The following is a 22,674-nucleotide window of genomic DNA, read 5'->3' as shown; positions in this document are numbered from 1 at the left end:
TCTTTACATGCATTTCGTCGAAGTTGTTTTACCGCTTTCTCTTGCCAAAACTTTTACATACAGAGTTTCGGAAGCTGAGTTTCTTTTTATAAAAAAAGGGATGAGGGTGACGGTGCCTTTTGGGAAAAGTAAAATTTACACGGCTTTGGTGATTGAAATTCACAATAACAAACCGATTTTGTACGAAGCTAAAGAAATTCATCAAATTTTAGACAATATTCCATTAGTAACCGAATTTCAAATCAATCATTGGATTTGGATTGCAGATTATTATATGTGTGCTATAGGTGATGTGTATCGCGGCGCTATGCCTAGCGCATTGTTATTGGAAAGTGAAACACTTATAACAAAAAAAAATGATGTATTTGTTGATGAAAGTTTGCTTTCGGATGATGAATATTTAGTTTATGAAGCGCTTCAGCAACAGAGTTCTTTGAAAGTGCAGGATATTATTTCAATTTTGAATAAGAAGAGCATTTTTCCTGTTATTCAAAAATTGATTGATAAAAATATTCTGGTACTACATGAAGAAGTTCAAGAAAGTTACAAGCCAAAGTTGGTACGATACGTTCGATTGCATTCAAAATACAATACTGATGATGGTTTAAAAGAATTACTTGAAATTCTAAAAAATGCCAACAAACAAAAAGAGATTGTTTTAAATTTTTTCCAATTAAGTGCAGTTGAGAAAAAACCGATTACAGTAAAAAAATTAGTTGAAACTGCCCAGTCTTCTCCTTCTATTGTTAAAGCATTAGTCGAAAAAGAAATTTTTGAAGAGTATCATTTGCAGGAAGATCGAATCAATTTTTCAGGAAGTGGAAGAGAGGGAGAATTGCAGTTGAGTGTTGCTCAACAAAAAGTTTTTGAATCAATAAAAGAAAGTTTTGAGCAAAAACCAGTATGTCTTTTACATGGTATAACTTCAAGTGGGAAGACCGAAATTTACATCAAACTTATTGAAGAATATTTGGCAACAGGGAAACAAGTTTTGTATTTGTTGCCCGAAATTGCTTTGACTGCTCAATTGGTTTCTAGACTGCGAGCTCATTTCGGAAACAAAGTAGCTGTTTTTCATTCGAAATATAATAATAATGAAAGAGTAGAAGTTTGGAATCAGGTTCTGTTAAATGCTGAGAAAGCCCAAATAGTGATTGGAGCCAGATCGGCTTTGTTTTTGCCTTTTCATGATTTGGGATTTGTGGTTATTGATGAAGAGCACGAACAAACTTTTAAGCAATCAGATCCTGCGCCTCGTTATCATGCCCGTGATGCTGCTATAGTTTTGGCAAATGCACATCAGGCCAAAGTGCTTTTGGGTTCTGCAACTCCAAGTATTGAAACATATTATAATGCAGTATCCGGAAAATTTGGTTTCGTCGAAATCTCAGAACGTTTTGGTAAAGTCAGTTTGCCTGAAGTTGAATTGGTTGATTTGAAAGACAAATACTTCCGAAAAAAAATGAATGGTCATTTTAGTGATGTTTTAATTGATGAAATCACGACTGCTTTGTCTTTGGATGAACAAGTGATTTTGTTTCAAAACAGAAGAGGATATTCGCCAATTATCGAATGTATTACTTGTGGGCATGTTCCACATTGTCAGGAGTGTGATGTAAGTTTGACGTATCATAAACATAAAAATCAATTACGTTGTCATTATTGTGGTTATGCTATTGCAAATCCTACTCATTGTCATGCTTGTCATAGTGTTGATTTAACAACTAAAGGTTTGGGTACTGAACAAATAGAGCAGGAGTTATTGACGATTTTTCCTAGTGCAAAAATTGGCAGAATGGATCAGGATACGACTCGAGGGAAATTTGGGTTTGATAAAATTATTGATAGTTTCAAGAATAGGGAATTTGATGTTTTGGTAGGAACTCAAATGCTTGCCAAAGGATTGGATTTTGATAATGTTAATTTGGTTGGTATTATGAATGCTGATACCATGTTGTATCATCCCGATTTTAGAGCTTTCGAAAGAAGTTTTCAAATGATGACTCAAGTCGCGGGACGTGCTGGCCGATCTGAAAAGAAAGGGAAAGTAATTATCCAGACTTATAATGTGAATCATAATACCATACAACAGGTTACTAATAACGATTATATTGGAATGTATAAGGAACAGTTGTATGACAGGCAAATCTATAAATATCCGCCCTATTTTAGGATTGTGAAATTGACTTTAAAACAACGTGATTTTGATAAGCTCAAGGAAGGGGCAATGTGGTTATATCAAGTGTTGAGTCAAAATTTGACTATGCCAGTTTTAGGTCCTGAAGAGCCAGCAATCAGTAGAATCCGAAATGAGTATATTAGAACAATAATTATTAAGATACCTCAAAATGCGTCAATTGTAAGCACAAAAAAAACTATTCAGAAGATACTGAATAGTTTTGAAGCTGTGTCGCAATACAGAGCTATAAAAGTTACTGTAAATGTTGATTTTTATTAAAGGGTAAATTTTATGAATAGGCTAGTGCTTTTACTAAGTCTTCTTTTTTGTTCCTACTTAAAGGGATTTTCGTTACTCCGATTTCTGCAAACTTACTGTTGAAACGATCAATCTTGTCAATATTTACGATGTAAGATTTGTGAACCCTTATAAATTTATCTTTAGATAAATCATTTTCAAAAGATTTCATCGTCGAAAGTACAAGATTACTGTCGTCTTCTGTAACTACTTTTACATAATCACCAAAAGCTTCAATCCATTTAATCTTAGAAGTAAAAACTTTTAATTTTTTCAGATTACTTTTTATAAATATATGTTCGCCTTCGTCTTCTTTATTTTCTTTCTTAAGAAGGAAATGATCGATAGCTCTACGAACAGATGCATTAAAACGCTCAATAGAAATTGGCTTTTGTAGATAATCTGTGGCATCATAATCAAAAGCTTTCATTGCGTATTCGGCTTTTGAAGTAATGAAGATAATCTGGGGCTTGGTTTTTAAACCGTCAAGGAAATCAAAACCACTAATAACAGGCATCTCAATATCAAGAAATATTAAGTCTACCGTATGAACAGTCATACAACTTTTGGCTTCTATTGCATTAGAAAAATCGCCAATTAAATTTAAGTTAGTGTGATTATTAACTAATTTTGCAATAATCATTCTTTGTATTGAACTATCATCTACGACTACACAGTTTAGTTTCATAATATCAAATTTTTGATTTGGTCAAGTAAAAATAGTTTTTTTTTTTTATAAATCTAAAAAAATCCAATCTTTTTTCGTCATACGTCGATTATAGTGTTTTTGTGTTTGCATGTTCAAAAAAAAAGATTACTTTTGCACCCAATTTAACAAATAAATAAATTTTTTATGAATCATTATGAAACTGTTTTCATTTTAAATCCCGTTTTATCTGAAGTTCAGGTAAAGGAAACAGTAAGCAAATTTGAAGATTTTCTTACTAGTAGAGGAGCAGAAATGGTATCTAAAGAAGACTGGGGTCTTAAAAAGATGGCTTACGAAATCCAAAACAAGAAAAGTGGTTTTTACCATTTGTTCGAATTTAAAGTGTCAGGAGAAGTTCTTATTGCTTTTGAAACTGAATTCAGACGAGACGAAAGAGTTATGCGTTTCTTAACTGTAAGTCTTGACAAACATGCTATTTCTTGGGCTGAAAGAAGAAGAGCAAAACTTAAATCTCAAAAAGCTTAATTATCATGGCAACATTACAACAATCTGCTTCAGGAAAAAAAGACGGGGATATCAGATATCTTACGCCTTTGAACATAGAAACTAACAAAACTAAAAAGTACTGTCGTTTCAAAAAATCAGGTATCAAATATATCGATTATAAAGATGCTGATTTCTTATTGAAATTCGTTAATGAGCAAGGAAAAATTCTTCCTCGTCGTTTAACAGGAACTTCATTAAAATACCAAAGAAAAGTTTCTGTAGCTGTGAAAAGAGCTCGTCACTTAGCTTTAATGCCATACGTGGCCGATTTATTGAAATAATTAAAAATTAACAGTTGTTGGTTTTCTGAGATATGAAACCTAACTTCTATAAAAAAGGACAACAACATGGAACTTATTTTAAGAAAAGATGTTCAAAATTTAGGATTTAAAGATGATGTAGTAACTGTGAAAAACGGATACGGTCGTAACTTTTTAATCCCACAAGGATTTGCTCATTTAGCTACTTCTTCTGCAAAGAAAGTATTAGCTGAAAACCTAAAACAAAGAGCTCACAAAGAAGCTAAAGTTGTAGCAGATGCTAAAGCATTGGCTGAAACTTTGAAAGCTATCGAAATTAAAATTTCTGCAAAAGCAGGTGGTGAAAAATTATTTGGTTCAATTACAAACATTGATATCGCTGAAGCTTTAGCTAAAGGTGGTCAAGAAATTGATAGAAAATTTATCACTTCTGGTATCGTTAAGCGTACTGGTAAATACAGTGCTTCTGTAAGATTACACAGAGATGTAATTGTAGAATTAGCTTATGAAATCGTTGCTGAAAAAGCATAATTTCTAAATCTATATATCAAAATCCCGATGCAAATCGGGATTTTTTTTGTTTAGTGTCATTGCGAGGAACGAAGCAATCACATCATTATTAACTTTTAATTATTAGGAACGAGATTGCTTCGTTCCTTGCAATGACATGAAATACACCAGACTAACAAAAGAACAATTTGAGGAGTTAACGCAAGAATTTACTAATTTTTTGGCCACCCAAACAATTGATAAAGCAGAATGGGATCAAATCAAAAGCGAAAAACCTGAAGTTGCCGAACAGGAATTGGATGTTTTCTCGGATTTAATTTGGGAAGGTGTGCTTTCGAAAGCAACCTATCTAGAGTTTTTCTCCAAAAAGCATATTTTTCTTTTTCAATGTTTTGATACTCATATAAAATCGATTGTCTTGAAATCATTAGTTCCAGAAACTGATTTTTTAAGTAAAGAAGGTTTGGAATGGCTTAGTGATAATATGTTTACCGATACGATTGAAATGAAAGTAGGAAAAAAAGAATTTACAGAAGAACGTAATCTTTCCATTTTTCAACTAATTCAACAAGGATCCTTCTTGAGCGATGGTCAATTATACAATCAAATTAATTCGATTATCGAGGCTTAAATTTGATTTTTAAACTTTAAATTGGTTATTTTAGTGGATTATTTGATACACTAAAATAGCCAATTTTTTGTTTTATGAATATACAGCAAACCATTCAAACACTTAGGGAAGAACTCAATCTTCACAATCATAATTATTATGTGTTGGATAAACCAACATTGTCTGATTATGAGTTTGATATGAAATTAAAGGAGCTTCAAGACTTAGAAAATAAACATCCCGAATTTTTTGATACCAATTCGCCAACGCAAAGAGTAGGAGGAACGGTGACTAAAAACTTTGAAACAATTCCCCATGAATACCGCATGTATTCTTTAGACAATTCTTATTCCAAAGAAGATTTAATCGATTGGGAAAATCGAATTCAGAAGGTTTTAGGTAATGTACCATTAGAATATACTTGCGAATTAAAGTATGATGGAGCTTCAATCAGTATCACTTATGAAAATGGAATATTGAAACGGGCGGTGACTCGTGGAGATGGTTTTCAGGGAGATGATGTGACCAATAATATAAAGACAATAAAGTCTATTCCTTTACAGTTGAAAGGGGATTATCCGGAACAGTTTGCTATTCGTGGTGAAATTATTTTGCCTTTTGCCGGATTCGAAAAAATGAACCAGGAATTAATCGAAATTGGAGAAACTCCTTATTCCAATCCAAGAAACACTGCTTCTGGGAGTTTAAAATTGCAAGATAGTTCCGAAGTTGCCAAACGACCTTTGGATTGTTTGCTTTATTTTTTGATTGGTCCTAATTTACCTTTTAATTCACAATTTGAAGGACTTGAAGTTGCAAGGGAATGGGGATTCAAAGCTCCGGTTGAAACTAAATTGGCAAAAAATCTAGAAGAAGTATTTCAGTTTATAGAGTATTGGGATGTTCATCGCCATGAGTTACCGTATGAAACAGATGGTGTTGTTGTGAAAGTTAATAATTTACACTATCAAGATGAATTAGGCTATACAGCAAAATCACCTCGTTGGGCAATTGCTTATAAATTTAAGTCGGAACAGGTTTTTACTAAATTGAACTCGATTTCGTATCAGGTTGGAAGAACTGGTTCTATTACGCCGGTTGCTAATCTTGAGCCGGTACAATTGGCAGGAACTATTGTCAAAAGGGCATCTTTGCATAATGCAGATCAAATTGAAAAGTTAGATATCCGAATTAATGATATCGTTTTTGTTGAAAAAGGAGGGGAGATCATTCCTAAAATTATAGCTGTTGATTTGAGCAAGCGTCTAGATAATTCTGAGCCTACAAAATACATAAATCATTGTCCTGAGTGCAATACTGAATTAATACGCGGGGAAGGAGAAGCAAATCATTATTGCCCGAATTTTTATGGATGTCCTCCACAAATTATAGGAAGAATTCAGCATTATATTTCGAGGAAAGCAATGGATATTGAGGGACTTGGTGGTGAAACGGTTGCATTACTTTTCAAAAATGATTTAGTTCATAACTATGCCGATTTGTATGAATTAAAAGTAGAAGATATTTTGCACTTAGAAAGAATGGCCCAAAAATCAGCTGAAAATCTGGTAAATGGTGTTGAGAAATCAAAACAAATCCCGTTTGAAAGTGTTTTGTTTGCACTCGGAATACGTTTTGTTGGAGAAACTGTAGCCAAGAAATTAGCGAAACATTACAAAAATATTGATGCTTTAAATCATGCATCTTTGATGGATTTAATTTTAGTTGATGAAATTGGCGAAAGAATTGCAAAAAGTGTAATTGAATTTTTTGAGAATGAAGAAAATAAGAGAATAATTGAACGATTAAAAAGTTACGGCGTACAATTTGAAATTGTCGAAAAAATAAATCCAAATGCAACTGAGAAATTTTTAGGGAAAACATTTGTCGTTTCTGGTGTTTTCTCTACATTTTCTAGGGATGAATTAAAAAAAGCGATCGAAGATAACGGCGGGAAAGTAGGGAGTTCTATATCGGCCAAAACTGATTTTGTTGTGGCTGGTGAGAATATGGGACCTGCTAAATTAGAAAAAGCAAGCAAACTCAACGTGACTATAATTTCTGAAGATCAATTTATAACAATGTTAAATGAAAGCTAGTACTCCGTCACTTATAATTTTTTTTATTACTTCTGTTTTGGCTATTATATTCAAATTAATGGAATTTGAAAATTTGGTACTTTGTACTAAGTCAATTATAATTCCCTCTTTGTTTATCTATTATTTGGTGTCAAATAATTATAAAGTGTCAGGTTTGAAAGCGATTATTTTCTTTTTGTTTTTTGTACGGGATATTTTTAATACCTTGAAGATTAGTGAATCTGCAATGGGGTCTTTTTTATGTGTATTGGCAGTTTATGTTTTGCTAATATTTATGGCAAAAAAAGATTTTAAACAGTTGAAATTTAGTTTTAGAGACAGTCTTTCTATTTTTATTTTAATTTTTGGAATTGCAGCTATCTGTTACTCTGTTTTGAATTTAAAACTGGAAAACTTAGAGTTGGATTTTTCATTGTATGTAGCTTTTGGAATAATTTTGAGTGTTTTGAGTGTTATTTCAATTCTAAACTATATTAAAAATGGCAGTTATGCTTTTTTTAATGCCATGTTGATGTGTATTTGTTTTATAATTACAGATATCTTTTTTGTGCTATATAAGTTTTATTTCTATAACTATGTTTTTACTTTAATTAGTATTATTACTCAATTTTCATCTTATTTCTTTATGGTTAATTATTTTTTGGAGAAAAATAAAGTGTCTGATGAATTAAAAGAAAGTAGCTTTTGATTTCCTTAAATCAAAATACAAAAAGTGTTAAGAATATAACAAAAAGTTTTAAAACTCCGTTTTAGTTTTTTAGATTTACCATCTCAAATGTAACTTAAATAATTAAATTTGTAATCTTTTAAAAGTGCTATGTTTTTAAATTATATAAAGAGCTTTATCTTAAAAAAAACTTTAAAAAAGAGCCTGCGTAATGTAAAGGATGAGTCGTTAAGCTCTCCTATTATTGGGGTTGGTTTGATTGTTGATGAAAGCAACTTTTTGAAAACAGCAGCTTTGAAACAGGAAATTATTTCCAATGGAATTTCTGAAAACAATATCAAAGTTATTGTTTTTAGAGATGTTTTGAAAAGCAAAGAAGTTTATTTAGAGCCTGCATTTGGATTAAAGGATTTGAATTTCACTGGAGGATTTAAGGAACAATCCATAAATGAGTTTATTTCAGAAGAATTTGATTTATTGATTAACTATTATGATGAGGAAAGGCCTTTTTTATTGCTTTTAACAAATAGTTCCAAAGCAAAATTTAAAGTTGGTTTTTCAACAGTTGATAAAAGATTAAATCACTTTTTGATAACCATTGAACCCGAGAATTACAAGGGGTTTACAAGTGAGTTATTTCGATACTTAAAAATATTAAACAAAATATAATTTAAATTATGCAATCATTAATAGGAACAGGTGTTGCCCTAATCACACCGTTTAAAGAGGATTTTACAATTGATATTGATGCTTTAAGAAGAGTCGTAAATTTTTCAATAGACGGAGGAATCGAATATCTTGTTGTTTTGGGTACAACTGCTGAAAATGCGACATTGTCAGAATTAGAAAAAGAGCTTGTAATTGCAACAGTAATTGAAGTTAATGCAGGTAGATTGCCATTAGTTCTTGGTGTTGGCGGGAATAATACTTTGAATGTTGTTGAAGAATTACGTACAAGAGATTTATCTGCGTTTGTTGCTATTCTGTCTGTTTCTCCATATTACAATAAACCAAGTCAGGAAGGAATATACCAGCATTTTAAGGCAGTTTCTGAAGCATCGCCTATTCCAGTGATTTTATATAATGTTCCAGGAAGAACATCCAGTAATATGTTGCCATCGACAGTTATTAGATTGGCAAATGATTTTGAAAACATTGTGGCGATAAAAGAAGCAGCTGGAGATTTGGTTCAAGCAATGGAGTTGTTGAAAAATAAGCCTAAAGATTTCCTAGTTATTTCGGGTGATGATATGATTGCTTTACCAGTTGTTTTAGCTGGAGGAGCAGGGGTGATTTCGGTAATTGGACAAGGTTTTCCAAAAGAGTTTTCTGAGATGATTCGCTTGGGATTAAATAGAAAGGTAGATGATGCCTTTAAATTACATTATTTATTGGCTGATTGTATTGATATGATTTTTGAGCAAGGTAATCCAGCGGGTATCAAAGAAGTGTTTAGTATTCTTGGTATTACTGAGAATGTTGTTCGTTTACCATTGGTTTCTGTAGATGAATCGTTAGCAACTCGATTGGATTCTTTTGTAAAGAAAATGGTTAAAAACACATAAAAAGCTATAAATATTTTTAAATAAAGAAATATTTTGTAATAGCTAAATTAATAACTAAATTTGCCAGCTAACTTTGGTGGCTTTTATTGCATGTAATATTTGTGATAAAAATTATAATCAGTGAATAAAATGAAGAAAATAATATCTGTATTGCTTGTTGCTCTCTTTTTGTACTCTTGTAGTGATTATCAGGCAGCATTAAAGAATGAAGATGTCGCAGTAAAGTTTGATATTGCAAGCAAATTGTATGATGCTGGAAAATATTCAAAAGCGATTCGTCTTTTTGAACAATTGGCACCAGCATATAGAGGAAAACCTCAAGGGGAAAAATTATTCTACATGTATGCTCAATCATGTTACAAAACCAAACAATATTATTTGGCAGGATATCAATTTGATAGTTTTGTTTCTGGTTACCCTAAAAGTGAAAAAGCAGAAGAATGTGCTTATTTAGGAGCTCAAAGTTATTCAATGTTGTCGCCGGTTTATAGTATTGATCAAACGGATACTTTTAAGGCAATAGAAAAAATACAAGGTTTTATTGACCGTTACCCAAATTCTCAATATATTGCTGAAGCGAATGCGACTTCTAGAAAGTTAAATGATAAGATTGAACGTAAAGTTTATGAAAATGCATTAGAATACAATAGAATTTCAAACTATAAATCTGCTATTATTGCTTTTGATAATTTTATTGCAGATTTCCCAGGAACTCCATATAAAGAAAAAGCTTTGTATTATAAATTGGATTCAGCTTATTTATTAGCTATAAATAGTATTCCTTCCAAAATGGAAGAACGATTAAATACAGCAAAAACGAGTTATAATAATTTGGTAAAGTTCAAACCAGATACTGAATACAAAAAGAAAGCTGACGAAATGTTAGCAGAAATTGATGTTGAATTGCAAAAATATAATAAATAAATAAAGTCATGGATTTAAAAAAGACAAATGCTCCAGTAAATACAATAACTTACAATAAAACAGTTATTGAAGAACCTACTGGAAATGTGTATGAGGCGATAACAATTATGGCTAAAAGAGCAAATCAAATTAATTCTGAAATTAAAAAAGAATTAACTGAGAAATTAGAGGAATTTGCTACTTATAATGATAGTTTAGAAGAAGTTTTTGAAAATAAAGAGCAGATCGAAGTTTCAAAATTTTACGAAAAACTTCCGAAACCACACGCTTTAGCGGTTCAAGAATGGTTGGACGGTAAAATTTACCACAGAGAAGCAAATAAATAATCTATACTAATGTCAGTTTTAAGCGGAAAAAAGATTTTGCTAGGAATTTCTGGCGGAATTGCTGCATATAAAACGGCCTCATTAGTTAGACTCTTCATAAAAGCAGGTGCACATGTCCAAGTGATAATGACACCTGCTTCTAAGGATTTTATAACGCCACTTACTTTATCTACACTATCTAAAAATCCCGTTTTTTCAGAATTTTATAATAAAGATGAAAAAAATGAGGAATGGAATAGTCATGTAGAATTAGGCCTTTGGGCTGATTTAATGGTTATAGCGCCTGCTACTGCCAATACTTTATCGAAAATGGCAAATGGGTTATGTGATAATCTTTTAATTGCTTGTTATCTATCGGCAAAATGTCCTGTTTATTTTGCGCCAGCAATGGATTTAGATATGTATATTCATCCTTCTACAGTTGAAAGTTTTAGTGCATTAAAGGTATTTGGTAATATAATGATTCCTGCTGAAAATGGAGAATTAGCAAGTGGTTTATCTGGTGAAGGACGAATGGCTGAACCAGAAAATATTATTACTTTCCTAGAAGCAGATCTCGAAAGCAAATTACCATTAAAAGGAAAAAAAATACTGATTACTGCAGGTCCTACTTATGAAGCAATAGATCCAGTTCGTTTTATTGGTAATCATTCTTCTGGTAAAATGGGATTTGATATTGCCCAAAGTGCAGCCAATCTTGGTGCATCGGTTATATTGATTTCAGGGCCTACTTATTTTAAAATAAATCACCCTTTGGTTCAAGTGATTCCAGTGGTTTCAGCTCAAGAAATGTATGATGCGTGCCATCTGTATTATCAAGAGGTGGATGTGGCTATTGCAGCTGCTGCTGTAGCTGATTATAGACCAAAGAATATCGCTCCGCAAAAGATAAAAAAAGCGACCGATGATTTTACTATTGAACTAGAGAAAACCAAAGATATTTTGGCTTCACTCGGAGAAATTAAGAAAAATCAGTTTTTAATTGGTTTTGCTTTAGAAACTGAAAATGAAATTGAAAATGCTAAAGCGAAAATTCAGAAAAAAAACTTAGATTTGATAGTTCTTAATTCGCTGCAAGATGAAGGAGCTGGATTTGGAAAAAACACCAATAAAGTTACCTTTATAGATAGTGCATTTAGAATCGAGCCAATGGATTTGAAATCTAAAGAGGCTGTGGCCAATGATATTTTAAACAAAGTAATAGCACATTTTTATGGTTAGATTTGTTTTGTTTTTATTTTTTAGTTGCGGCTTCATTCAAGCCCAGCAGCTAAATTGTACTGTGACTTTAAATACACAAAAAATAAGCAATGCCAATCAACAGGTTTTCAAAACCCTGGAAACTGCCATAAATGAATTTGTCAATAAAACAGATTGGACGGGGCAAGCACTTACTCAAAAAGAAAAAGTGGATTGTTCGATGTATATTACGATTTCTAGTTATACTTCTGATCAATTTGTAGCCAATATTCAGGTTCAATCTTCTAGAAATATTTTTAATTCAACTTATTCCTCTCCAGTTTTGAATGTAAATGATAAAGATTTTACTTTTAATTATACGGAATTCGAGAATTTGACATACATCCCAACAAGTTATGATTCAAATTTAGTTTCGGTACTTTCATTTTATAGCTATATAATCTTAGGAATGGATGCCGATACTTTTATTCCATTGTTTGGAGATCGCTATTATAAAGAGGCGTTGAATATTTCTAATTTAGCACAGCAAGGAGGTTACAAAGGATGGAATCAGTCTGATGGTACATTGAGTAGATTTGTTTTGATTAATGATTTAATGTCGCCAACTTACAATGAAATAAGACAATCAAGCTTTCAATATTATTTGGGTTTAGATACAATGCATCAAGATCTTAAGAAAGCAAAAGAAATTGTTAAAGGTTCTTTAATGAATTTATCCAAATTGAATAATACTAAACCAAATTCTTATTTATTGCGTGTTTTTATGGATTCCAAATCAGATGAAATTGTATCAATTTTTTCTGGAGGGCCAAGTGTTGCAATAAATGACATGGTAGATAGTTTAAACAAAACATCTTCATCAAACTCCGGTAAATGGCAATTATTAAAATATTAGTCTTTTTATAATTTCTACTATTTAATCCAATCTACTCATAAAATTTCAAAAATGATAACCTCACTCGCCATAAAAAACTATGCCTTAATTGAAAAATTATCAATCGATTTTTCAAAAGGTTTTTCGATTATTACAGGAGAAACTGGAGCAGGGAAGTCAATAATATTAGGGGCTTTAGGTTTGGCTTTGGGAAAAAGGGCAGACTTGACTTCACTTAAGAATAAAGAAGAAAAATGTGTAATTGAGGCCCATTTTGATATATCCAAATACAATTTGCTGCCTTTTTTTATTGCCAATGATCTGGACTACGAACCGGAAACAATCATTCGAAGAGAAATTTTGCCTTCAGGTAAATCCAGAGCTTTTATAAATGACAGTCCTGTTAATTTACAAGAGCTGCAAGAGTTAAGTTTATATTTAATAGATATTCATTCGCAACAACAAACTCAAGAATTGTCTGATGAGGATGTGCAATTCAAAATTATTGATGCTATTGCAGGTAATTTAGATACAATTGTAGCTTATCAATCGGTTTTGAAAAACTATAAATCGAATAAGTCCAAATTAAATGCTTTAACCAAAAGAAAATCTGAAGCTTCTAAAGAGCAAGAATACAATACTTTTCTTTTGGAAGAATTAGTGTCAGCTAAACTAAAATCTGGTGAGCAAGAATTTCTTGAGGAAAATTATGAGCAACTGAATAATGTAGAAATTATTAAAGAAGCACTTGATAAATCGTTGGCTATCGCCAATGAAGAACAAATTGGAGTTTTTCATAATTTGAACGAAATAAAAAATGCCATTCAGAAAATTGCTCTTTTCTCTGCTGATTATAATTTGTTGTTTGAAAGAATAACAAGTTTAAAAATAGAGTTTGAAGATATTTCAACGGAACTCAACCGTTGTTCTGAAAAATTAATCAATGATCCTGAGCAATTAAATTTGATCAATCAAAAATTGCAATTGATTTATAATTTACAAAAGAAACACCAAGTAAGTACTGTAGATGAGTTATTGGTTATTCAAACCAAATTAGAAAACTCAGTATTGGAATTGGGAAATATTGATGAAGAGATTGCAAAACTAACCGAATTAGTTGATGACAATATTAAAGAGCTAGACCAAATTTGTGACGCTATACATAAGAATAGGTTGGAGGCGATTCCACTTTTGTCACAAAAATTAATATCCATTTTAGAGACTTTGGGAATGCCTAATGTGCGTTTTAATATGGAATTGAAAAGTACTCCAACGTATTTCGAAAATGGAAAAGACGAATTACAATTTTTAATTTCAGCCAATAAAGGAACTGATTTTGGGTTATTGAAAAAAGTGGCTTCAGGTGGAGAGATGTCCCGTATTATGCTTGCTGTGAAAGCAATCTTAGCACAGTATTCCAAATTGCCAACATTGATTTTTGATGAAATTGACACTGGTGTTTCCGGGGAAATTGCCAATAGAATGGGAGGAATTATGAAAGAAATGAGTACTCAGATGCAAATATTTGCAATAACCCATTTACCTCAAATTGCAGCTAAGGGTAATGAGCATTTTAAAGTATTTAAATCTACTGTTGGAGACGATACCCAATCAGAATTGAAATTACTTTCGAGTGAAGAACGAGTTGTAGAAATTGCACAAATGCTCTCAGGAACTGTTATTTCAGATTCGGCCTTAAATCACGCAAAAGCCTTGTTGAACTAAATAATTGGACTATATTTGCCCATTCAATTTTAAAAGCTTTAAAAGATTCAATTAATTGAAATTATATATTATAAATTAACGTACTGATAATATGATTATAGAACCAAGAATGAGAGGATTTATTTGTTTGACAGCCCAACCAAAAGGGAGCGAACAAAGTGTTAAAAATCAAATTGAATATGTAAAATCAAAAGGAACTATAGCCGGAGCTAAGAAAGTATTGGTTATCGGAGCTTCAACTGGTTTTGGTTTGGCTTCAAGAATTACAAGTGCTTTTGGTTCTGATGCAGCTACAATTGGTGTGTTTTTTGAAAAAGAGCCTGCAGAAGGAAAAACTGCTTCTCCAGGTTGGTATAATTCAGCTGCTTTTGAAAAAGAAGCTCAAAAAGCTGGTTTGTACGCAAAAAGTATTAACGGTGATGCGTTTTCAAATGAAGTAAAAAGACAAACATTAGATCTTATTAAAGCTGATTTAGGTCAAGTTGACTTAATTATATACAGTCTTGCTTCACCGGTAAGATTAAATCCAAACACTGGTGTTTTACACCGTTCTGTTTTGAAACCTATCGGAGGTACTTTTACCAATAAAACAGTTGATTTTCATACTGGAAAAGTTTCTGAAATTTCAATCGAACCTTGTAATGACGAAGATATTACCAATACAGTTGCCGTAATGGGTGGTGAGGATTGGGCAATGTGGATTGATGCTTTGAAAGCTGAAAATTTATTGGCTCCAGGTGCTACAACTGTTGCTTATTCATACATCGGGCCATCATTAACTGAGGCTGTTTATAGAAAAGGAACAATTGGTCGTGCCAAAGATCACTTAGAAGCTACAGCATTCACTATTTCAGATAGTTTAGCAGATATCAACGGTAAAGCTTATGTTTCTGTAAATAAAGCTTTGGTAACTCAAGCTAGTTCTGCAATTCCTGTTATTCCATTGTACATTTCTTTATTGTATAAAATAATGAAAGAGAAAGGAATTCACGAAGGATGTATCGAACAAATTCAACGTTTGTACCAACAAAGACTATATACTGGAGAAGCGATGATAACTGATGACAAAGGAAGAATCCGTATTGACGATTGGGAAATGCGTGAGGATGTTCAGGCTCAAGTTGCTAAATTATGGTTAGAAGCTACAACTGAGAATCTTGCTGAATTAGGAGATTTAGAAGGATATAGAAGTGATTTCTACAATCTGTTTGGTTTCGGATTTGATGGTGTTGATTATAAAGCAGACACAAACGAAATGGTTGCTATTCCAAGTATTGGGTAATTAGCAAACAATATTTATAATTTTCGAAAACACCTTATTACTTGATAGTTTAAATCAAGAGAATAAGGTGTTTTTTTATAGCCTAGTTTCGATTAATTAAATTTGGAGCAGAAAGATTTTGCATTTTTTGGAAATATCGTCCCGCTTTCCGTTGCAATCTTTTGTGCCGAACCCCGGCACAAAAGGATTTTCACTTCAATCGGGGCTAAGGTCAGAAATTTTGCTTTTTTGGAAAGATTTAAAAAAGGAAAAAATACAATCTCAGAGTTATAGTATAATTTTAAATGTCATTTTATGTATAATTTATTAAAAGGAAAAAGAGGAATTATTTTTGGTGCTTTAGATGAAAATTCAATAGCTTGGAAAACAGCCGAACGTATTCATGAGGAAGGAGGAATTTTTGTTTTGACAAATGCTCCTGCAGCAATGCGATTGGGAAATATTGATGCATTAGCAGAAAAAATTGGATGCCAAATTATTCCTGCAGATGCAACTTCGGTTACAGATTTAGAAGTACTGGTTGGTAAAGCGGTTGAGATTTTAGGAGGTAAAATTGATTTTGTTTTACATTCTATCGGAATGTCAGTCAATGTTAGAAAAGGAAATCATTATACGAATCAAAATTATGAATATACCGAAAAAGGCTGGAATGTTTCAGCAGTTTCTTTTCATAAATTGATGCAGGTATTATACAAAAAAGATGCAATGAATGAGTGGGGAAGCATCATCGCTTTATCATATATGGCTGCACAGCGTGTTTTCCCTGATTATAATGACATGGCCGACAATAAGGCTTTTCTAGAATCTGTAGCACGCAGTTTTGGGTATTTCTTTGGAAGAGATAAAAAAGTAAGAGTGAATACCATTTCGCAATCTCCAACTGCCACTAGAGCAGGTCAGGGAGTTAAAGGATTTGGAGGTTTTATTGCTTTCGCAGATAAAATGTCGCCTTTAGGGAATGCAACAGCAGCAGAATGTGCGGATTATATAGTTGTTATGTTTTCGGATTTGACCAGAAAAGTGACTTTGCAAAACTTATTACATGATGGAGGATTCTCCAATATGGGAGTTAGCCAAGAAGTAATGGAAATGTTTGAATAGGGAATTAAAGACGTTTGTTATACCAAAAACCATCAATTATTTATTTGATGGTTTTTTTATTGATAAAGAGTACCTTTGCCGGAAATTTAAATTAAACGAATAAAAAAATAATAACCCAATTACTATTATGTTGTTTTCATTGATCATTCCCGTTTATAATCGCCCTGATGAAGTAGATGAATTATTAGAAAGTTTAGCAAAATCAACCTATGAGGAAATTTTTGAAATTGTGTTGATAGAGGATGGTTCTACAATTCGATGTCAAGATGTTGCTAGAAAATATGGTGATAGACTAGATATTTCGTACTACTACAAAGAAAATTCAGGCCCAGGTGATTCCAGAAACTACGGAATGAATAAAGCTAGAGGGGATTATTACATTATTTTCGACTCAGATTGCATTATACCAAGTAATTATTTGACTGAAGTTGATAAAGCCTTGAAGGAGAATTATGTGGATTGTTTTGGAGGCCCAGATAAAGCTTTGGATAGTTTTTCGGATATTCAGAAAGCTATTAATTTTGCAATGACCTCTTTCCTTACTACAGGTGGAATTAGAGGAGGATCAGAAAAAATCGGAAAATTTCAACCGAGAAGTTTTAACATGGGGATTTCTCGTAAGGCATTTGAAGTTTCTAAAGGCTTTGGTAATATTCATCCAGGAGAAGATCCAGATTTGTCTATCCGCTTGTGGAACTTAGGTTTTGAAACCCGACTTTTCTCTAATGCATTTGTTTATCATAAAAGAAGAATTGATTGGGGGAAATTTTCTATACAAGTAAATAAGTTTGGTAAAGCTAGGCCAATTCTAAATAGTTGGTATCCAGAATATAATAAATTAACTTTTTTCTTCCCAACGTTTTTTATAATAGGATTTTTTGTATCTTTAGTATTGTTGATTTTTAATCAAGATATTCTGCTTAAATTTTATTTTGGCTATTTTTTGGCATTATTTTTGCTGTCTTCTATTCAGAATAAAAGTGTTAAAATTGGCTATTTATCAATTATTGCAGTTTGGAAACAGTTTTATGGATATGGAATTGGATTTTTAAAATCTTATGTTAAAGTAATAATTTTAAAACAAGATCCAAAGGAAACTTTTCCAGAACTGTTTTTTAAAATATAATATGACTAAAATTATAGGTTTAACTGGTGGAATTGGGAGCGGAAAAACTACCGTTGCTAATGAATTTTCATCTCTGGGCATTCCTGTTTATATTACAGATCTGGAAGCAAAAAAAATGATGCAGTCTGATTTTGTTTTGAATCGTATAAAAGAAGAATTCGGAAATATAGTTTTTGATAAAGATGTGTTGCTACGGGAAAAATTATCTGAAATTGTTTTTAATGATAGTGAAAAATTAGCCAAGCTTAACGGAATTGTACATCCTGCAGTGAAACAACATTTCAAGAAATGGCTTTTGGATCATCAAAATAATCCGTTTGTTATTTACGAAAGCGCAATTTTATTTGAAAGTGGCAGTTATAAAGAGTGTGATTATGTTGTAAATGTTGTAGCTCCATTAGAACTAAGGATTCAAAGAGTTATAGAAAGAGATAAAACAACACGAGAAAAAGTTTTGGAAAGAATAAAAAATCAGTGGAATGATGAGGAAAAGTCATCAAAAAGTGATTTTATTGTTGAAAATACTAGTATGGAGGCGATAAAGCTTGAAATTGTTAAAATTCTTAATTTTTTAAGAATTAAACAAACGAAGTCTTAAATGTTAATCTTTGGTTAATGCTTTATTTACTATATTGTTAAAATACTAATTTTGCTTGAATGAACAAATTATTTTTTAGATTACTTGTGTTGTTAATGAGCTTATCCTTGATCGGGATAATTCTTGTGCAGGTATATTGGTTTAACAGTTCATTCAAGAATAATGATGAACAATTTAAATTTCATGTTAAACAAGTAATAGGCAATGTTGCTGAAAAATTGCAGAATCGTGAAGCTTATAGTTTTTATGATAAATACAATCATTATAAAGATAGTACTGGTAAAGTTCCTAGAAGAGATGATTTATTAGAATTTTACTATGTTCAAAAAAATCCAAAGACTAATCAAACGATTATTTATTCGAATAGTATAATATCCGAAGATTTTAAAATTTCATCTGGACTTTTTGATAAAAAATTTGATACAGAAAGTTTTAAGAACTTCAATTCTAGAAGGGTTACGGAAGTTTATAATAAGAATAATCTCGATAATTCTGGTATACAGGAAAGTTTGATTCCTGATGTTAAAATTGAAAAATCGGGTAATTTAGACATTTTGGATAATGCTCAGTTTGAAATTTTCTTTAAGGACATAGCTTCTGCAATGCCACTTCAAGAAAGAATATCAAAAGAGGTTTTAAGGGAGATTATCAAGAAGGAATTAGAAGAATACGGTGTGAAAACCAAGTTTGAGTTCGGGATTTTAAGTAATGGGATTCAAACCAAAGTAAAATCGGATAATTTTAAGTATGATATAGATGCGACTTATTCGATACCGATTTTTACAGATAATGAAGGAAACGAAAAGTATAAATTGTTAGTTACTTTTCCGCATAAAAAGAAATTTTTATTGTCTGAATTGGTGAGTATTACGATTTTGTCTATCATTTTTACGCTTATTATTATTATTGCTTATACTAGTGCTTTAAATCAGTTAATTCGTCAAAGACAAATTTCGGAGATTAAGACAGATTTCATCAATAATATGACGCATGAGTTCAAGACACCAATTGCCACAATAAACCTTGCTTTGGATGCTATTCGAAATCCAAAGATTATTGAAGACAAAGAGAAAGTGTTTAAGTACCTCGAAATGATTCGGGACGAAAACAAAAGAATGCATGCCCAGGTTGAAAATGTATTAAGGATTTCTAAATTAGAAAAGAAAGAATTAAATATCATAAAGGAATCAAGCGATATTGAGGAAGTTATAAATGATGCTATCGAACATGTTAATTTGATTTTAGAAGATAGAGAGGGGAGTGTTGATATTCATTTTGGGGCAGTAAGAAAAACAGTTTTACTGAATGATGTTCACTTTACGAATGTAATAGTCAATATTTTGGAAAATGCGATAAAGTATACGCCTGGCATTCCTAAAATAGATATTTACACCGAAAATATCAAGGATATGGTTCTTGTTAAAATAAAAGATAATGGCGTGGGTATGAGTAAAATTGCTCAAAAAAGAATTTTTGAAAAATTTTATAGAGAACATACCGGTGACATACATAATGTGAAAGGACATGGTTTAGGTCTTGCTTATGTAAAAAGAATCGTTGACGACCATAATGGTCAAATATATGTAGAAAGTGAAAAGGGAAAAGGAAGTACCTTCATTATAAAATTACCTTTAATAAATTAGAGTATGGAAAACACAAATAAAAAAATACTATTAGTAGAAGATGACCTTAATTTTGGTGCAGTTCTAAAAGACTATTTAATGCTAAATGATTTTGATGTTGTTTTGGCTAAAAATGGTATGGAAGGTTTTGAAAAATTCAAAAAGGATTCCTATGATTTATGCATCCTTGATGTGATGATGCCATACAAAGATGGGTATACTTTAGCAAAGGAAATAAGAGAAAAAAATAACGATGTGCCTATCATTTTTCTTACCGCAAAGTCAATGAAAGAGGATGTATTGAAAGGATATAAAGCAGGTGCAGATGATTATTTGAACAAACCTTTTGATTCTGAGGTTTTATTGATGAAAATCAAAGCCATCATTCAAAGAAAAGCATCTGATGTGAAAACAGAAGCGGTTCAATTTGAATTTAATGTTGGTAAGTTTCATTTGAATTCAAAACTTCGTTTCTTAACTTTTAATAACGAAGAACCTATTAAGTTGTCTCCAAAAGAGAATGAACTTCTTAAAATGTTGATTTTACACGAAAATGATTTGATGCCAAGAGAATTGGCTTTAACAAAAATATGGAGAGATGATAACTATTTTACTTCTAGAAGTATGGATGTTTACATCGCCAAACTAAGAAAGTATTTAAAACAAGACGAGGATGTTGAAATTTTAAACATTCACGGAGAAGGATTCCGATTAGTAGTGAAAGGTAAATAATTAGGTCTTGTTAAGTCATAAAAAAAGCTTCGATTAATTTCGAAGCTTTTTTGTTTTATATCCAATTGAGTTGCAAAGCAAAGCATGTTTTATCCTCTTTGGTGATGCTAAAAACTGCATCGGTATCATTTATGCATTCGTGAATGATGACTTTATCTTTTAAAGAGAGTTCTTTTAAAAAGTTCATCTCAAAGCTTTTTATTTGTTGAGACAGTATTTTGTTCTCATCAACTAAATCCAAACACCATTCCAAGTATTTTACATTATTGGCGTGATTGACAATATCTAAATCCGACATGAAAACAGTTCTTTCAAAAATTATTTCTTTTTCTTGCGGTAAATTTATTTTTGAGAAGCCCATTTCTGTGGCTCTGTTTTCAGGATACAACTCAAAATGTTCATAGGGAAGTGCCAAAGGTTCCGGTCTGCGGGCTTTGGTATTAAAAACGGCCCAAAAAGTTTCTGATCCCACTGTTTTTTTACCATTGACATGCATTTCGAGAGCACGTACAGAACGGGAGTTTTCAAGGGAATTGATCCAAGTTTTTACAGTTACAACATCTCTCCATTTTGGTAATTCGGTGATTTCTACCCTCATTCTGCTTAAAACCCAAGCTTGGTTAAATTCCTGCATATCGGTAAAGCTGATTCCTCCCACTTCGGAGTGAGCGGCAGCTGTTAATTGCAATAAATTGCATAAATCAGTGTATTTTAAATAGCCATTTGGAGTACATTGGGTAAAATTTATTTCCCAGTCTTTACTCAATATGGAAGTGAAATTTGGATCTATTGGCATTTGAATTTAAGATTTAAGATTGCAGAATTTAGATTTTAGATTGATTTTTGATTGTCTATATATTCAATTATTTCCTTTCGCTCTGTTAAATAATCAAACCATTTGGTGTTTTCTTTTCGTTTGAACCAAGTGAGCTGGCGTTTTGAAAATCGTCGGGTATTTTTCTTGATTTCTTCGATGGCAAAATGCAACATAAATTCTCCATCAAAATAACTGAATAATTCTCGATACCCAACCGTTTGCAAAGCATTTAATTCTTTATGTCCATATAAAGCTTGAGCTTCGGCTAAAAGGCCTTGATTGAGCATAATATCTACTCGTTGGTTTATTCTTTCGTAAATCACGTTTCTGTCTGCTTCAAGACCAATGATGATCGGTGTGAAGTTTCGATTGTTTTTCTTTTGATTTAAAAACGACGAATATGGTTTTCCGGTTCCAAGACAAACTTCTACAAATCGCATCATACGTTGCGGATTTTGTAAAGTTTGAGGGTTTTCGGAAGTTATTTTTTGAAAATATATTGGATCGAGTTTCTCTAACAGTTGTTGTAAATATTCAATACCTAGATTTTCATAATTTAAATTTACGTTTTCACGAATGGAAGAATCTATGGCCGGAAATTCATCAAATCCTTTTAAAATGGCATCGACATATAATCCAGAACCGCCAACAAGCACTATGTAATCATTGTTTTGGAATAATTCTTCTATTTTTATAAGTGCTTCTTTTTCAAAATCGCCTACGGTATAATTATCAAATATGGATTTGTTTTGGATGAAATGGTGTGTCGCTGATGCCAATTCTTCTGGACTGGGGACTGCAGTTCCAATGGACATTTCCTTGAAAAACTGCCGGCTGTCGCAGGAAATGATTTCACAATTATAGTGATTGGCAAGGTCAATGCTTAAGGCTGTTTTTCCTATGGCTGTTGGTCCGACTATGGTAATTAAATATTTCATTTAGTT

The 22,674-nt window shown here is 31.9% G+C and carries 23 protein-coding genes; 20 read left to right on the top strand and 3 right to left on the bottom strand.

The features are described from left to right. Window positions 1-7 precede the first annotated feature (7 nt). Window positions 8-2,458 carry a replication restart helicase PriA gene (priA, locus tag J2W95_RS12675; RefSeq protein ID WP_310007545.1) on the top strand — a complete coding sequence of 817 codons (2,451 nt, stop codon included), beginning with the start codon at window positions 8-10 and terminating at the stop codon, window positions 2,456-2,458. A 10-nt stretch (window positions 2,459-2,468) separates the two neighbouring features. Here priA and J2W95_RS12670 read toward each other — a convergent pair whose 3' ends face one another. Further along, window positions 2,469-3,164, bottom strand: a complete 696-nt coding sequence (locus J2W95_RS12670) for a LytR/AlgR family response regulator transcription factor (RefSeq protein WP_310007543.1) — start codon at window positions 3,162-3,164, stop codon at window positions 2,469-2,471. A gap of 165 nt (window positions 3,165-3,329) precedes the next feature. Between J2W95_RS12670 and rpsF the strand changes: the two genes are divergently transcribed. The 19 genes from rpsF to J2W95_RS12575 all read left to right on the top strand — a co-directional run bounded on the left by rpsF (window position 3,330) and on the right by J2W95_RS12575 (window position 20,913). Continuing rightward, window positions 3,330-3,671 carry a 30S ribosomal protein S6 gene (gene rpsF / locus J2W95_RS12665; protein WP_077370382.1) on the top strand — a complete coding sequence of 114 codons (342 nt, stop codon included), beginning with the start codon at window positions 3,330-3,332 and terminating at the stop codon, window positions 3,669-3,671. A 5-nt stretch (window positions 3,672-3,676) separates the two neighbouring features. Next, a complete protein-coding gene (gene rpsR / locus J2W95_RS12660; RefSeq protein ID WP_007138295.1) occupies window positions 3,677-3,973 on the top strand; it encodes a 30S ribosomal protein S18 in 297 nt (98 codons plus the stop codon). A 66-nt stretch (window positions 3,974-4,039) separates the two neighbouring features. Further along, window positions 4,040-4,483, top strand: a complete 444-nt coding sequence (rplI, locus tag J2W95_RS12655; RefSeq protein ID WP_310007515.1) for a 50S ribosomal protein L9 — start codon at window positions 4,040-4,042, stop codon at window positions 4,481-4,483. 136 nt (window positions 4,484-4,619) lie between these two features. Continuing rightward, entirely contained in the window at window positions 4,620-5,093 is a 474-nt protein-coding gene (locus J2W95_RS12650; RefSeq protein ID WP_310007513.1) for a DUF6495 family protein, read from the top strand. Between the two features lie 74 nt (window positions 5,094-5,167). Further along, on the top strand, window positions 5,168-7,171 hold the full coding sequence (gene ligA / locus J2W95_RS12645; RefSeq protein WP_310007512.1) for an NAD-dependent DNA ligase LigA: 2,004 nt from the start codon (window positions 5,168-5,170) through the stop codon (window positions 7,169-7,171). Next, window positions 7,161-7,859 carry a hypothetical protein gene (locus tag J2W95_RS12640; protein ID WP_310007510.1) on the top strand — a complete coding sequence of 233 codons (699 nt, stop codon included), beginning with the start codon at window positions 7,161-7,163 and terminating at the stop codon, window positions 7,857-7,859. The genes ligA and J2W95_RS12640 overlap by 11 nt, the downstream gene beginning before the upstream one ends. Window positions 7,860-7,988: 129 nt before the next feature. Beyond that, window positions 7,989-8,507 (top strand): DUF6913 domain-containing protein, encoded by a 519-nt coding sequence (locus J2W95_RS12635; RefSeq protein WP_310007508.1) that lies wholly within the window; start codon window positions 7,989-7,991, stop codon window positions 8,505-8,507. A gap of 8 nt (window positions 8,508-8,515) precedes the next feature. Continuing rightward, on the top strand, window positions 8,516-9,403 hold the full coding sequence (gene dapA / locus J2W95_RS12630; protein ID WP_310007506.1) for a 4-hydroxy-tetrahydrodipicolinate synthase: 888 nt from the start codon (window positions 8,516-8,518) through the stop codon (window positions 9,401-9,403). Window positions 9,404-9,532: 129 nt separating this feature from the next. After that, window positions 9,533-10,327: an outer membrane protein assembly factor BamD gene (locus J2W95_RS12625; RefSeq protein WP_310007505.1), complete on the top strand. Its 795-nt coding sequence runs from the start codon at window positions 9,533-9,535 to the stop codon at window positions 10,325-10,327. Window positions 10,328-10,335: 8 nt separating this feature from the next. Next, window positions 10,336-10,653 carry a DNA-directed RNA polymerase subunit omega gene (locus J2W95_RS12620; RefSeq protein WP_035634966.1) on the top strand — a complete coding sequence of 106 codons (318 nt, stop codon included), beginning with the start codon at window positions 10,336-10,338 and terminating at the stop codon, window positions 10,651-10,653. 9 nt (window positions 10,654-10,662) lie between these two features. Continuing rightward, a complete protein-coding gene (coaBC, locus tag J2W95_RS12615) occupies window positions 10,663-11,874 on the top strand; it encodes a bifunctional phosphopantothenoylcysteine decarboxylase/phosphopantothenate--cysteine ligase CoaBC (protein WP_310007501.1) in 1,212 nt (403 codons plus the stop codon). Next, window positions 11,867-12,748 carry a type IX secretion system protein PorD gene (gene porD, locus J2W95_RS12610; RefSeq protein ID WP_310007498.1) on the top strand — a complete coding sequence of 294 codons (882 nt, stop codon included), beginning with the start codon at window positions 11,867-11,869 and terminating at the stop codon, window positions 12,746-12,748. Before coaBC ends, porD begins: the two co-directional genes overlap by 8 nt. A gap of 51 nt (window positions 12,749-12,799) precedes the next feature. Further along, a complete protein-coding gene (gene recN / locus J2W95_RS12605) occupies window positions 12,800-14,452 on the top strand; it encodes a DNA repair protein RecN (RefSeq protein WP_310007496.1) in 1,653 nt (550 codons plus the stop codon). Window positions 14,453-14,543: 91 nt separating this feature from the next. Beyond that, the gene (gene fabV, locus J2W95_RS12600; RefSeq protein WP_310007494.1) at window positions 14,544-15,734 is read left to right on the top strand and encodes an enoyl-ACP reductase FabV; all 1,191 of its coding nucleotides are present in this window, start codon (window positions 14,544-14,546) and stop codon (window positions 15,732-15,734) included. Between the two features lie 294 nt (window positions 15,735-16,028). Continuing rightward, the gene (locus J2W95_RS12595; protein ID WP_310007492.1) at window positions 16,029-16,835 is read left to right on the top strand and encodes an enoyl-ACP reductase FabI; all 807 of its coding nucleotides are present in this window, start codon (window positions 16,029-16,031) and stop codon (window positions 16,833-16,835) included. A gap of 127 nt (window positions 16,836-16,962) precedes the next feature. Beyond that, window positions 16,963-17,961 carry a glycosyltransferase family 2 protein gene (locus tag J2W95_RS12590; protein WP_310007490.1) on the top strand — a complete coding sequence of 333 codons (999 nt, stop codon included), beginning with the start codon at window positions 16,963-16,965 and terminating at the stop codon, window positions 17,959-17,961. Window position 17,962: 1 nt separating this feature from the next. Next, window positions 17,963-18,559: a dephospho-CoA kinase gene (coaE, locus tag J2W95_RS12585; RefSeq protein ID WP_310007488.1), complete on the top strand. Its 597-nt coding sequence runs from the start codon at window positions 17,963-17,965 to the stop codon at window positions 18,557-18,559. 59 nt (window positions 18,560-18,618) lie between these two features. Beyond that, window positions 18,619-20,202 carry a sensor histidine kinase gene (locus J2W95_RS12580; protein ID WP_310007486.1) on the top strand — a complete coding sequence of 528 codons (1,584 nt, stop codon included), beginning with the start codon at window positions 18,619-18,621 and terminating at the stop codon, window positions 20,200-20,202. 3 nt (window positions 20,203-20,205) lie between these two features. Further along, window positions 20,206-20,913, top strand: coding sequence for a response regulator transcription factor (locus J2W95_RS12575; RefSeq protein ID WP_077373802.1), 708 nt, complete (start codon window positions 20,206-20,208; stop codon window positions 20,911-20,913). Window positions 20,914-20,968: 55 nt separating this feature from the next. Here the strand turns inward: J2W95_RS12575 and J2W95_RS12570 are convergent, their stop codons facing one another. Beyond that, window positions 20,969-21,709 (bottom strand): acyl-[acyl-carrier-protein] thioesterase, encoded by a 741-nt coding sequence (locus tag J2W95_RS12570; RefSeq protein WP_310007482.1) that lies wholly within the window; start codon window positions 21,707-21,709, stop codon window positions 20,969-20,971. 35 nt (window positions 21,710-21,744) lie between these two features. Further along, window positions 21,745-22,668, bottom strand: a complete 924-nt coding sequence (miaA, locus tag J2W95_RS12565) for a tRNA (adenosine(37)-N6)-dimethylallyltransferase MiaA (RefSeq protein WP_310007480.1) — start codon at window positions 22,666-22,668, stop codon at window positions 21,745-21,747. Window positions 22,669-22,674: the final 6 nt, after the last annotated feature.

It is taken from the genome of Flavobacterium granuli, from assembly GCF_031456055.1.
In the GTDB taxonomy this organism is placed as follows: domain Bacteria; phylum Bacteroidota; class Bacteroidia; order Flavobacteriales; family Flavobacteriaceae; genus Flavobacterium; species Flavobacterium granuli_A.
The sequence above is the reverse complement of the archived record's forward strand: the minus strand, read 5'-3'. Positions and strand labels throughout refer to the sequence as shown.